The organism is Aquabacterium sp. (assembly GCF_016195855.1).
Lineage (GTDB): Bacteria > Pseudomonadota > Gammaproteobacteria > Burkholderiales > Burkholderiaceae_C > Aquabacterium.
On record NZ_JACPYU010000016.1, the window covers coordinates 318,908 to 332,640 of the forward strand.

Consider the following 13,733-nt stretch of genomic DNA (forward strand, 5'->3'; position numbering starts at 1 on the left):
GAGTGCGAAGATTCTGACACAGAAGATGTGATCGATCGGTCGCATTCCAAGAGACCTTCTTCAATGACCGCGATAGCCAGATTCTTTGACACCCGCAGCATGACGATCCAGCCCAGCCCCTGGTTTTGGGCGCCGCAGTCGAGCGCCCAGACGTGCTGGCAGGACTGGGCCGCCGAGACGTCCGCGTGGCTCAAAGCGCAGCAGGCCGACGTGCGCGACGCGCTGATCGTGCTGCCCGTGGGGGCGGTGTTGTCGCAGGCCCGCCAGGCGTGGGCAGCGGCCGTGGGTGGATGGGTGCCGAGGATCGACACCATTGCCGCCGTGTCCGAGAGCCTGGCCTGGTCCTGGGCGCCTGAGCCGATGCAAAGCGAGGCGGGTTTGCCGCCGGTCACCCTGGATGCGGTGCTCGATCGCTTGCAGGCGGCGCGCAGCCTGGGCAGCGAGGCCTGGGGCAAGCAGTGGGCGCAGCGGGATCGGCGTGGCTTCGAGTTTGCGTTGGACCAGGTGGTGGAGGCTGCGCAGACCTGGGTCAGACGCATGCAGTCCATGGCGCCGGCGCAGCGCCCGGCCTACCTGGACCATGCCCGGGAAGTGCTGGGTGTCGGGGTGCCGCAGGGCCCGGGTGGGCGGGAGCGTTTGCTGCTGGCCTGGGCGCTGGAGTGGGCGGGCGCAACCGCCGTGGCCGGCCTGCCCGGTGACCCCCTGTTCGGCTTGCGGCCTTCTGCCCTGGTGGTGGTGACGGCGGGTGAGGCGGTGTCTCCGGGCACGGAGATCCACCTCACGCTGGGTGTGATGAGCCATCTGGCCGAGCAGGGCGTGCCCGTGTTGTGGCGTTCGGCCTCGGGGGGCGCTTTGACGCCGGGCCTGCCGCGTGAGCGTGCCCCACTTGCCCGGCCATGTGGCAATCCAGAAGACGAGGCCCAGGAGGCTGCGGCTCAGGTGCTGGCTGCGGTCAACGACGGGCGCACACAGGGGGCCGAGGCACCTGTGGCCTTGATCGCGCTGGACCGCAGCCTGATCCGGCGCGTGCGGGCCATGCTGGAAGGCGCTGGCGCCCTGATCGCCGATGAAACGGGTTGGCTCTTGTCCACCACGCGGGCGGCTGCCGTGCTGACGCGCCTGCTGCAGGCCTCGCACCCACGTGCGTCGACCGATGACTTGCTGGACTGGCTGAAGTCGGGCTGGCTGGATTGGCCACAGGACGGTGGTGCGCATGCGCGCCCCGACGGCGTGAACCTGGACCAGGCGACCGGCGACCTGGAGGGCTGGTGCCGCCGTCATGGCATGTTGGGTGCCTGGGGGCTGCAGGTGGCGGCCAAGGTGCCCAGCGAGCAGGTGGACGACGCGCTGCCCGCCCAACTGGTGCCAAGTGGGCGCCAGGCCATGCCCGGCCCAGCCGCGTGCTTGTGGCATTGGGCGGTGCAGGTGGTCGAGCCTTTGCAGGTGCTGTGGTCGGGCAAGCGGCCCTCCTTGCGCGACTGGTTGCAAGGCTTGCAGACGGCGCTGGCGCGAGCGGGTGCCTTGCAGGCCTTGATGGCTGATGCAGCGGGCGAGCTGGCTTTGCAGTCCTTGCGCTTCGAGACCCTGGATGCCGCCGAGCCAGGCGGGGGCATGTGGGCGGGCTTGTCCAGCCAGACGCGGCTGGACGGCCCGGCGTTTCTGCGTTGGGTGGGGACCGTGCTGGAGGCCACCACGTTTCGCCCGGCTGCGCCGGAGCAAGCGGCCGATGTGGTGATCACACCGATGGCGCGTGCGGCCCTGCGCCCCTTTCACGCCATCGTGCTGCCGGGTGCCGATGAGCGCCAGTTGGGCGCGATGGGCAGCCAGTCGGGCTGGATGAGCACCAAGTTGCGTGAAGCACTGGACCTGGCCACGCCGGCAAGCCAGCGCGCCGCGCAGTGGGATGCCTTCAGCCTGCTGATGAGCCGCCCGGGTGTGATCTGCCTGCACCGTCATGCGCAAGGCAGCGAGCCTTTGGAGCCCAGCGCCTGGCTGGAGCGTTGGTCGGCCCAGGCTGGTGTGGCCATAGGGCAGGCGCTGGACGTGCGCTTGCCGGTATCGGTCAAGCCCAGCCCGGTTCCGCCGCCTTTGCCCAGCCTGCGCGAGGCCCTCTGGGCCTTGCCTGCGCAAGTCACGGCCACGTCTTACGAGGCTTTGCGGCAGTGCCCTTATCGCTTCTTTGCCACCAGCGTGCTGGGCCTGCGTGAGCAAGATGAGCTGGAAGAAGGCCTGGACCGTTCCGACTTCGGCATCTGGCTGCATGAGGTGCTGCGCAGCTTCCACGATCAACGGCAAGGCCAGTTGGCCATCAGCACCGAGGCCGAAGACGTGCAGGCCTGGCTGGATGCCGCGCAGCGCGTGATCAAGGAAACGGGGCTGGACCGGGACAGCCAGCGCCCGTATTTCCTGCCTTTCCAGGCTGATCTGGATCGGTTGGCTCGCGCCTACGTGAAGTGGCTGCGGGGCCACGAGGAAGGCGGCTGGGCCCTGCAGGATGCCGAGCGCATCGAGCAGCGTGAACTGCAGGTCAGCGATGAGCTGTCGGTCAGGCTCTATGGGCAGATCGACCGCATTGATGCACGGCATCACGATGGCGGCAAGCAGCATCTGGTGCTCGATTACAAGACGGGCAGCCTGGAAGGGCTCAAACGCAAGGTGGCCGCGCCGCTGGAGGATACGCAACTGGCTTTCTATGCGGCTTTGTCGGACCCGCAATGGGCGGTCTCTGCAGCCTATCTGCACCTGGATGTGCAGGATGTGAAGCAGCTGCATCACCCCGATGTCGAGCGCAGTGCACAGGTGCTGCTGGAAGGGCTGGCCCGGGACTGGACGCGCCTGCATGCTGGCGCCGCGATGCCAGCGCTGGGTGAAGGCAGTGCGTGCACGTATTGCCAGGCTCGCGGCTTGTGCCGCAAGGACCATTGGACCCTGCAGGAGGTGTCGGCATGAGCCAGGCCGCATACGAAGTCAACGGCGAGATCGTGCCCAGCGACCTGTTCTACCAGGTGGCTTGTGATCCTCACCGCAGCGTGGTGGTGGAGGCCTGCGCGGGCGCGGGCAAGACCTGGATGCTGGTGTCGCGTATCTTGCGGGCCCTGCTCGATGGCGTGCCGCCCAATCAGATCCTGGCCATCACCTTCACGAAGAAGGCAGCCGGCGAGATGCGCGAGCGTTTGCACGGTTGGTTGCGTGACTTTGCGCAAGCCAGTGATGCGCAGCGCGAGTTGGAGCTGCGCATCCGTGGCGTGGCGCCTGACAAGATCGCCGAGATGGCGCCCCGGTTGCAGCAACTGTATGCGCGCTGGCTGGACGAAGGGCGGGGCGTTGACATTCATACCATCCACGGGTGGTTCTCGCGGCTGGTGAAGGCGGCACCGCTGGACATCCTCAACGAGCTGAACCTGCCGCCTGAGCTCAACCTGGTCGAAGACACAAGCGAGCATTGGCCCGAGGTGTGGGGGCGCATGCTGCGCCGCCTTGATGCACAGGCGCCATCCCGCAAGAACGGTGATGAGGCGGGGCCTGACTACCTGGCCTTCATGGCCATCGTGCGTGAGGTCGGCCGCTTCAATGCCGAGGCCTGGCTGCACACGGCGCTGAACAACCGACTGGAGCTGACACTGGCCGATCAGGCCGGGCGCCTGGCCGGTGGTGTGGCCTGCGCGGCAGACTGGTCGGCGCAGTGGTCCGGGCTGGCCCACCCGTGCGAGGCACTGGCACGCCAGAGTGTGCAGGATCAACTCTGGTCCCTGGCGCGGCAATTGGCCACCGCCAAGGGCGCCAAGGCGCAGAAGGCCGGTGTGGCCATTGAACAGGCCCTGGGCCTGGCTGATGTGCAGTCTCGGGCGCAGGCCTTGTTCAAGGCGCTGTTGACCGACAAGGGTGAGCCGCGCAAGCAACTGGGGGACATGGCCGATCTGGCGTGGGCCCAGTCCTGGCTGATGGATTTGCAGCAGGCCATGGTGCAGCAAGAGGCGCATGTGTTGCACGAACACATGGTGGGCTTGTCGCGCTTGCTGTTTGACGAGTACGCGCGTTTCAAATCCGAGCGTGGCCTGGCCGACATGGTGGACCTGGAGTTGGCAGCCGCCAGGCTCCTGGGTGATCCCATCTTGTCGGGCTGGATCCAGGAGCGGCTGGACAGCCAGGTCAGGCAGTTGCTGATGGACGAGTTCCAGGACACCAGCCCGCTGCAATGGCAGACCCTGAAGTCCTGGCTGTCGGCCTATGCCGGTGCGGGCGGTGGGCAAAGCGGGCGGCAGCCCATCAGCGTCTTCCTGGTGGGCGACCCCAAGCAAAGCATCTACCGCTTCCGCCGTGCCGACCCTCGCGTCTTCAGTGCCGCCAAGACCTTTGTGCTGGAGGCGCTGGACGGTGATCTGCTGGCCTGCGACCACACGCGGCGCAATGCGCCAGGCATCATCGATGCGCTCAACCTGGTCATGGGGCAGGCTTGTGCGCAAGGCCGCTTTCCGGGCTTTCGGGCGCACACCACGGCGTCGGAAGACGGTGCCAGCATCCGGGTCCTGCCCTCGGTCATGCGCACAACGGCTGAGAAGGCCGAGCCCGATGAGGCCTGGCGCGACAGCCTGCTGACGCCGCGCGAGCAGGCTCACACGACGATCAAGGAGATCGAAGCCGAGCAGGTGGCGCAGGCGATCACGGCGATGGTGCGGCAAGAGGGCCTGGCGCCATCGGACATCTACGTGCTGGGCCGCAAGCGGGCCACGCTGGCCATGGTGGCGCAGGCGCTGGACGAGCATGGCGTGCCGCACATCGCGCCCGAGGACACGCGGTTGATCGACACGCCCGAGGTGCGGGACCTGGTGGCCGTGCTGGATGTGCTGGTGTCGCCGCACCATGACCTGGCACTGGCCCATGCCTTGAAGTGCCCGCTGTTTGGCGTCACTGACGGGGAGTTGCTGCAACTGGCCTCTGTCGTGAAGCAGGCACGCGTGAAAACCTCGTGGTGGGACAGCTTGCTGCGGATGGCCGCGCAGGCTGACAGCCCACCCACCCTGGTGCGGGCGGCGGCCTTGCTGCAGGCCTGGGCCGCGCTGGCGCGTGTGGCCCCCCCGCATGACCTGCTGGAGCGCATCGTGACGGATGGCGACTACCGCGCGCGCTTGCTGGCCTGTGTGCCCGCCAGCCGCCGTGTGCAGGCGCTGTTCCATGTGGACGCGTTGTTGTCGCAAAGCCTGGAGATGGACGCGGGCCGCGATGCCACGCCTTACCGCTGGGTGCGTGCGCTCAAGCGCCTGCCCTTGAACCTGCCGCCACGCTCGCAGGCCGATGCCGTGCAGTTGCTGACCATCCACGGTGCCAAGGGCCTGGAGGCCAAGGTGGTCTTCATGGTGGACACCGACCCGGAGCCCGCCCGCAAGGACAGCTATGCCTTGATGGTGGATTGGCCCGAGAGTGACGAGCGGCCCCGGTTTTGCGCCTTCATCCGCTCGCAGAGCAGCCCGCCGCCCAGCCTGGCCGCCAGCCTGGATGAAGACCGCGAGGCCGACCAGCGTGAGGAGTTGAATGCCTTGTATGTGGCGCTCACGCGGGCCCGGGAGCAACTGGTGTTCAGCCGCACGCAGCCCAGAGGTCAGGCTTCGGACAGCTGGTGGCAGCGGCTGGCCAGCAGTGGGGCCATCGATCCGGAACAGGTCTGGCACGTGACCCTGCCTGAAGCAGCGCCCGAGGATGGTGGCGCGGCGGCCGACGAACCCGTGTCCTGGTCAACCTTGCCTGTGGTGCCTGCGCGGGCGGGGGCAGGCCAGGCCCAGCCGGCGCTGGCAGAAAAGAGCAGCACCCAGCAGTTGCTGGGGCAGGTGGTGCACCGGGTGCTGGAGTGGCTCACGCCCTTGCCGGTGGGCCAGCGCACCCCGGAGCGCATCGAACGTGCCGTGGTGGCCGCGGGCAAGGCCTTGCTGCTGGAAGCCGAACACCATGGCGCCGCCCGGCACCTGGTCAACACGATCTTGACGGCACCGGCGCTGCAACCCTGGCTGGACCCGGCCAAGCTGGCCTGGGCAGGCAACGAGGTGGCCTTGCATGACCAGGGTCAGGTGCTGCGCATAGACAGGCTGGTGGCCGTTGACACGGACGGTGGCAGGCAATGGTGGGTGCTGGACTACAAGCTGCAGCACCGGCCGCAGGCCCTGGAGGCCTACCGGGCCCAGATGGCGCGCTACGTGGCGGCCGTCGCCGCCCTGCAGGCCCCGGAGCCTGTGCGGGCCGCGTTCATCACAGGAGCGGGCGAGTGGGTGCCCCTGGCCTGAGGGGCCAACACGCTGGCGGGCGCGGTCTTTGTGAAAAAGCACCGCGATTACCTCCCTAGACGGGGTTTTGCAGATGCCCGGCCTGTAGTGCAATCAAAGTGTTTACATGGGGATACATTCATCCCCGGAGATCCACAGTCCTGCACACCACGATGCCCGCTGTCTTGCCTCCTACGACCACGGCGCCCCGGTACTTCGGGCGATTCGAGCTGCGGCAGTTGCTCGGGCGCAGCCATGCCTCGGGCACCTGGCTGGCGGTCGACCCGCGTCTGCAGCAAGAGGTCTTGCTGTGTGTGCCGCGCGCACAACCGCAGAACGATGCCGAGCGGGATGCCTGGATGCAGGAAGTGCTGTCAGGCGCCCGGCTCAAGCACCCGCAGCTGGTGGATGTGCTGGAAGTCTCTTCCCACGACGGCTGGCCCTTTGTGAGCTATGCACGCGGGCAGAGCGTGACGCTGGTCGAGCGCCTGTCTTCGGGGGCACCTCCCGTGCCACTTGAGGTGGTGACCATGGTGTGCGACATCCTCGAGGGGCTGGCCTATGCCCACGAAGCTGGTGTGGCGCACCAGGATCTGGCTTTGCACAACCTGCTGGTCGACAAGGCCGGGCATGCCCGTGTGGCGGGCTTGAGTTGCGGCCTGGCGCCGCTGGCGCAAGGTGAGCTGGTCAGGCCACCTTATGGACGTCAGCAGATGCGTCTAGCAGCCGAGCGCGATGTCCTCATGGTTGGTTTGCTCATGTACCGCTTGCTGGTCAACAGCCCAGCGCTGGATGACCCCGATCTGGGCCACGCGGCCAGCCGGATCGGCACCGAGATCGTGCGTTTGCCCTGGACGACGCCGCACCCGGTGCCCGAGACCTTGCGGGCGATCGTCAACCGGGCCACCGACCGGCAACATCGCCAGCGTTACCTGAACGCCCGCACGCTGCTCAGTGCCTTGCAGGGCTGGGTCAAGACCAACGCCGAGGACACTGGCGGCCCGCTGGCCTTGCTGCTGGATCGACTCAATGCGGTGGGCACCTTGCCTGGCCGCCCCCATACCGAGCGTGCCTTGATCGCGACCTTGTCGCAAGAGACGCTGCGTGTGGATGACTTCGTCGACATCATCGTCAAGAACCCCGCCTTGTGCTGGGAGATGCTGCGGTCGGTCAACGTGGCCTCTTACCGCTCCCAGACGGTGGACGACGGCGTGACGACCCTGTCGCGCGCCGTCATGTTGCTGGGGCAGCAAGGCTTGCGCAAAGTCGCCGGTGGCGTGCGCGCCTGGCCAGGGGCAATGGGTGCGCAAACGAGCCTGTCCGGCGAGGATGGGCAGCAGGCCATTGCCGACCTGGACAAGGAGTTGCGCCTGACCTGCCTGGCCGGGCACATCGCCCGCTTGATGGCACCTTTTTCCATCAGCGACGAAGAGGCGTCCATCACGGCCATGTCCCAGCGTCTGGGGTGGCTGCTGGTCCTTTATCACTTCCCAGACGAGGCGGCGCAGATCAAGCGGCTGATGCAGCCTGGCCCACCTGCGGAAGAAGATAGCACCACGCCCACACCGGGCATGAGCATGGATGCCGCTGCAGGCGCCGTGCTGGGTGTGAACCTGGATGACCTGTCCATTTCGGTGCTGAAGCACTGGGGCATGCACGAGCGTTTGCTGCATGCCTGCAGGCCGCTGAGCCGCAGCACGCCGGTGCGCACGCCCACAACGCCGGAAGACACCTTGCGCGTGGTGGCCAGCCTGGCCAATGAAATGATCCAGACCTTGTCACTGGAGCCGCAGAAATCGGCCCAGTCCCTGCACCAGGTCTATCTTCGGTATGCCCGCGCACTGGGCCTGACGGCCAAGGAGTGCAACCTCACGCTGGAACACGCCATGCGTCTGGTGGACGGGCCGGCCTCCAAGGCCGCGAAGGTGGTCAGCCCCGCTTGAGCGCCTGGGCGCATTCCTTGACGAGTGCGGGGCCCTTGTAGATCAGGCCGGTGTAGATCTGGACCAGATCGGCGCCTGCATCGCGTTTGGAGCGGGCATCGGCCGCGCTCATCACGCCGCCCACACCGATGATGGGGTAGCGCGGGCCCAGGGCCGCACGCAACTGACGGATCACCTGGTTGCTGGCTTCCAGCACCGGTGCACCACTCAAACCACCGGTTTCTTCGGCGTGCTTCAAGCCCTTGACGGCCTCGCGCGAGATCGTGGTGTTGGTGGCGATCACGCCGTCGATGCCGTTCTTCTGCAGCGTGGCGGCAATCACGCCCACTTGCGTTTCGTCCAGATCGGGGGCGATCTTCACGAACATGGGCACGGTGCGGCCGTGGCGCTTGACCAGGTCCTGGCGGCGCGCTTGCAACTGGCCCAGCAGCGCGTCCAGCGCTTCGTCGCTTTGCAGGGCGCGCAGGTTCTTGGTGTTGGGCGACGAGATGTTGACCGTGACGTAGTCGGCGTGCGGGTAGACGCCCTCCAGGCAGATCAGGTAGTCGTCCACCGCGTTCTCAATCGGCGTGAGGGCGTTCTTGCCGATGTTCAGGCCCAGGATGCCGCCTTTGCTGCGGAACTGCGCGCGCTTGACATTGGCCAGGAAGCTGTCGAGGCCTTCGTTGTTGAAGCCCAGGCGGTTGATCAGGGCATTGGCCTCAGGCAGGCGGAACATGCGGGGCTTGGGGTTGCCAGGCTGCGCCTTCGGCGTCACGGTGCCCACTTCCACAAAGCCGAAGCCCATGGCGCCCAGGCCATCGATCACGCGGCCATTCTTGTCCAGGCCGGCGGCCATGCCGATGCGGTTGGGGAAGGTGATGCCTGCCACTTCAACCGGGTCCTGTACGCGGTCGGCTCCCCACAGGCAGGCCAGTGGCGTGTTCTGCAAGCGCGCCAGGCCGGCCATGGTCAGGTCGTGCGCGGCCTCCGGGTCCAGGTTGAACAACACGGATTTCGGCAGGGAGTAGGGAAGCAGGGCCATGGGTGGCAGAGGTGATCGGGTGAACGGTTGAGGCGCATATTGTCCCCGATCTGCCTGCGGTTTTTCCGGTGGCGGGCGGCAGCGTCCGCGGTGTCATCCGGACAGGGGGCTGTTTCCGGGGCTATTTCACTGCTTGGCCTCAAAGCGATTGGCTAACCTGCCTGTTACCGCAAAAGCCCCGTGTCTGTCAGCGAAGTTTGCTTGTGCAGGGTTGATTTTGATCACGCTACCCCTTGGAGTCCGTTCATGACTGCCCTTCAAACTGCTCGCCCTCGCTGGTTGCAAACCTTCTTCAGGCCCGGTGCCGATCTGGATGCGCTGCAAGCGCAACGTGAGGTCGCCAATGACCACGCCGCCCAGATTGCCGCGATCAGCCGCGCTCAGGCCGTGATCGAGTTCAACCTCGACGGCACGGTGCTGACGGCCAACGACAATTTCTGCAAAGTAATGGGCTACCGCCTGGACGAAATCCAGGGACGCCATCACAGCATGTTTGCTGCGCCGGGGTACGCGGATACCTCGGCATACCGCCAGTTCTGGGCCAAGCTCAACAACGGCGAGTACGACGCAGGCGAATACAAACGCGTTGGCAAGGGCGGGAAGGAAGTCTGGATCCAGGCCTCCTACAGCCCCATCATCGGCCCCAACGGGCGGCCCGTCAAAGTGGTGAAGTACGCCACCGACATCACCGCACAGAAGCTGCGTAATGCCGATTTCGAAGGCCAGCTTGCCGCCATCAGCAAGGCGCAGGCCATCATCGAGTTTGGCCTGGATGGCCGCGTGCAGTGGGCCAACGACAACTTTCTTTCGGTGATGGGCTACACGCTGGCCGAGATCAAAGCTCAGCATCACGCGATGTTCGTGGACCCCGCTTACCGGGACAGCCCGGATTACAAGCGCTTCTGGGAAAAGCTGGGCCAGGGCGAGTACGACGCCGGGCAATACAAGCGGTATGGCAAGAACCGCAAGGAAATCTGGATACAGGCGTCCTACAACCCGATCATGGACATGAACGGCAAGCCCTTCAAGATCGTCAAGTACGCCACCGACGTGACGGCAGAGGTCAAGGCCAGCAACATGCTGCGCGAGGCCGTGGAACAAGCCCAGCAGGTGACAGCCGCCGCCCAGAACGGCGACCTGTCCAAGCGCATCTCGCTGGACGGCAAGACCGGGCCGATTGCGGCCCTGTGCGCAGGCGTCAACGCCTTGATGGAAACGAATGCCGAAATCTTCTTCGACATTGGCCGCATCTTCAGCGGCTTGGCTGCCGGTGACCTGCGCCAGCGCATCACGCGCGAAGCCCAGGGTGTCTTCAACCAGGTCAAGCAGGACGCCAATGCCAGTTGCGACAAGCTCTCAGGTGTCCTCAGCCAGGTCCACGCGGCCTCGCTGGCCTTGACGAGCGCCGCCAACCAGGTTAGCAGCACCGCGCAGTCCTTGTCGATCTCGGCCAGCGAGCAGGCGACGTCGGTGGATGCGGTGTCGTCCTCCATCGGCTCCATGGCGAGCTCGATTGCCCAGAACCGGGACAACGCCACGATCACCGACGGCATTGCCGCCAAGGCCAGCAAGGAAGCCGTTGACGGCGGCCAGGCCGTGGGCAAGACCGTTCAGGCCATGAAGCAGATTGCGCAGAAGATCGGCATCATCGATGACATTGCCTACCAGACCAATCTGCTGGCGCTGAACGCCGCGATTGAAGCCGCCCGTGCCGGCGAGCACGGCAAGGGCTTTGCGGTGGTGGCGGCCGAGGTGCGCAAGCTGGCCGAGCGCAGCCAGGAGGCTGCCAGGGAAATTGGCGACCTGGCCTCCACCAGTGTGTCGACGGCGGAGCGCGCGGGCAAGTTGCTCGATGAAATCGTGCCGTCCATCCAGAAAACCAGCGGGCTGGTGCAGGAAATCTCGGTGGCCTCGCAGGACCAGAACCAGTCTGTCGGCCAGATTGACCGGGTGATGGCCCAACTGAGCCAGGCCACGCAGCAGAACGCCGCGGCCTCGGAAGAGCTGGCCGCCACGTCGGAAGAGCTCTCCGGGCAGGCCATCGAGTTGCAGCAGGCGGTGTCCTTCTTCTCACTGTGAGTTGCCTGCCCCGGCGTGGGCATATGGCAAACTGCGCCCCCTCAACCACTGAGTCTCGTTTGAGAGGGCCTTCTTTTGGACAAGATCCTGATGCAATTGGCGGCCGAGCTGAAAGTTCGCCCCGCCCAAGTCAATGCCGCTGTTCAACTGCTGGACGGTGGTGCCACGGTGCCTTTCATCGCCCGTTACCGCAAAGAAGCCACGGACGGCCTGGACGACACGCAACTGCGTGACCTGGAAGCGCGCCTTGGCTACCTGCGTGAGCTGGAAGACCGCCGCGCAGCCGTGCTCAAGAGCATCGACGAGCAAGGCAAGCTGACACCTGAGTTGCGTGCGGCCATCGAGACCGTGCCCACCAAGCAGGAGCTGGAAGACCTGTACCTGCCTTACAAGCAAAAGCGGCGCACCAAGGGCATGATCGCCCGCGAGGCCGGCCTGGAGCCCTTGGCCGACAAGCTGTTTGCCGACCCGACGCTGGACCCGCAGGCCGAAGCTGCAGCCTTCATCAATGCCGATGGGGGTTTTGCCGATGCTTTGGCCGTGCTGGACGGTGTGCGCGACATCCTCTCCGAGCGCTGGGCTGAAGACGCCACCCTGATCGGCAAGATGCGCGACTGGCTGTGGTCCGAAGGCCTGTTCAAATCCAAGCTGATGGCCGGCAAGGACGAGAACAACCCCGATGTGGCCAAGTTCCGCGACTACTTCGATTACGACGAGCCCATCCGCACGGTACCCTCGCACCGCGCCTTGGCCGTGTTCCGCGGCCGCACGCAAGAGATCCTGGACGCCAAGCTGGGGCTGGACGAGGAAGTGGTGCCCGGCAAGCCGACCATGGCCGAGGGCCGCATCGCCATCCACCTGGGCTGGAGCCATGCCAAGCGCCCATCCGATGACCTGATCCGCAAATGCATTGCCTGGACGTGGAAGGTCAAGCTCTCGCTGAGCCTGGAGCGCGACCTGTTCACCCGCTTGCGCGAATCGGCTGAAGCCACCGCCATCAAGGTCTTTGCGGAAAACCTGCGCGACCTGTTGCTGGCCGCACCGGCCGGCAAGCGCGTGGTGATGGGCCTGGACCCCGGCATCCGCACAGGCGTGAAGGTGGCCGTGGTCAGTGACACCGGCAAGGTGCTGGACACGAGCACGGTGTACCCGCATGAACCGCGCAAGGACTGGGAAGGCTCCATCCACACGCTGGGCCGTTTGTGTGCGGCGCATGGCGTCAACCTGATCGCCATTGGCAACGGCACGGCCAGCCGGGAGACCGACAAGCTGGCGGCCGATCTGATCAAGCGCATTCAGCAGATGGCGCCCGGCACGCCCATTGAAAAGGTGGTCGTGTCCGAAGCGGGCGCATCGGTGTATTCGGCCTCCGAGTTCGCCAGCAAGGAACTGCCTGAGCTGGATGTGAGCCTGCGTGGTGCCGTGTCCATTGCCCGCCGCCTGCAGGACCCGCTGGCCGAGCTGGTCAAGATCGACCCCAAGAGCATCGGCGTGGGCCAGTACCAGCACGATGTCAACCAGAGCGAGCTGGCGCGCACCCTGGACACCGTGGTCGAAGACTGCGTGAACTCGGTGGGTGTGGACTTGAACACGGCATCGGCGCCGCTGCTGTCGCGCGTGTCGGGGTTGAGCTCGGCCGTGGCCAACAGCATTGTGCGCTGGCGTGATGCCAACGGCGCCTTCAAGAACCGCAAGCAGCTGATGGACGTGGCCGGCCTGGGTGCCAAGACCTTCGAGCAGTCGGCCGGCTTTCTGCGCATCCGTGGTGGCGACAACCCGCTGGACATCTCGGGCGTGCACCCTGAGACCTATCCCGTGGTCGAGAAGATGCTGGCCTCCACGGGCAAGAGCGCGGGCGAGTTGATCGGCAAAAGCGATGTGCTGCGCACGCTCAAGCCCGAGCTGTTTGCCGATGACAAGTTCGGCGTCATCACGGTCAAGGACATCATCAGCGAGCTGGAAAAGCCCGGCCGTGACCCCCGCCCCGATTTCAAGGTGGCCCGCTTCAACGACGGCGTGGAAGACATCAAGGACCTCCAGGAGGGCATGGTCCTGGAGGGCACGGTCAGCAACGTGGCGCAGTTCGGCGCCTTTGTGGACCTGGGCGTGCACCAGGACGGCCTTGTGCACGTGAGCCAGCTGGCCAACAAGTTCGTGAGCGATGCCCGCGAAGTGGTCAAGACAGGCGACATCGTCAAGGTCAAGGTGATCGAGGTGGACCTGGCTCGCCAGCGCATCTCGCTGACCATGAAGCTTGATGCCCCCACGGGCCAGAAGGCGGCAGGTGGCTCGCGTGACAACAGCTTCAAGCCGGCTGCGCGCAACGAGCGCAGCAGTGGCGGTGGGGCAGGGCGCGGCGCACCTCAACCTCAAGGGCAATCTGCCATGGCGGCGGCCTTTGCCAAATTGCAGCCCAAACGATGAGCTGAGCCGGCA

General features: G+C 66.0%; 6 protein-coding genes. 5 read left to right on the forward strand and 1 reads right to left on the reverse strand.

What is annotated here, in order from left to right:
• The first annotated feature begins 99 nt into the window (after positions 1–99).
• From HY019_RS14855 to HY019_RS14865, 3 genes are all read left to right on the forward strand, one after another.
• Positions 100–2,949, forward strand: coding sequence for a PD-(D/E)XK nuclease family protein (locus tag HY019_RS14855; protein ID WP_290693510.1), 2,850 nt, complete (start codon positions 100–102; stop codon positions 2,947–2,949).
• Complete coding sequence (locus tag HY019_RS14860) at positions 2,946–6,272, forward strand: UvrD-helicase domain-containing protein (RefSeq protein WP_290693513.1); 3,327 nt, start codon at positions 2,946–2,948, stop codon at positions 6,270–6,272. The genes HY019_RS14855 and HY019_RS14860 overlap by 4 nt, the downstream gene beginning before the upstream one ends.
• A gap of 152 nt (positions 6,273–6,424) precedes the next feature.
• Complete coding sequence (locus HY019_RS14865; protein WP_290693516.1) at positions 6,425–8,194, forward strand: HDOD domain-containing protein; 1,770 nt, start codon at positions 6,425–6,427, stop codon at positions 8,192–8,194.
• On the opposite strand, the gene HY019_RS14870 is transcribed toward HY019_RS14865, so the two are convergent.
• Complete coding sequence (locus HY019_RS14870) at positions 8,181–9,218, reverse strand: quinone-dependent dihydroorotate dehydrogenase (RefSeq protein ID WP_290693519.1); 1,038 nt, start codon at positions 9,216–9,218, stop codon at positions 8,181–8,183. The two genes, HY019_RS14865 and HY019_RS14870, sit on opposite strands and share 14 nt — an antisense overlap.
• Positions 9,219–9,464: 246 nt before the next feature.
• On the opposite strand from HY019_RS14870, the gene HY019_RS14875 reads away from it, so the two are divergent.
• Together HY019_RS14875 and HY019_RS14880 are read left to right on the forward strand one after the other, a co-directional pair.
• Positions 9,465–11,297 (forward strand): PAS domain-containing methyl-accepting chemotaxis protein, encoded by a 1,833-nt coding sequence (locus tag HY019_RS14875; RefSeq protein ID WP_290693522.1) that lies wholly within the window; start codon positions 9,465–9,467, stop codon positions 11,295–11,297.
• A gap of 90 nt (positions 11,298–11,387) precedes the next feature.
• Positions 11,388–13,721 carry a Tex family protein gene (locus HY019_RS14880; RefSeq protein ID WP_290693525.1) on the forward strand — a complete coding sequence of 778 codons (2,334 nt, stop codon included), beginning with the start codon at positions 11,388–11,390 and terminating at the stop codon, positions 13,719–13,721.
• The last annotated feature ends 12 nt before the right edge of the window (positions 13,722–13,733 follow it).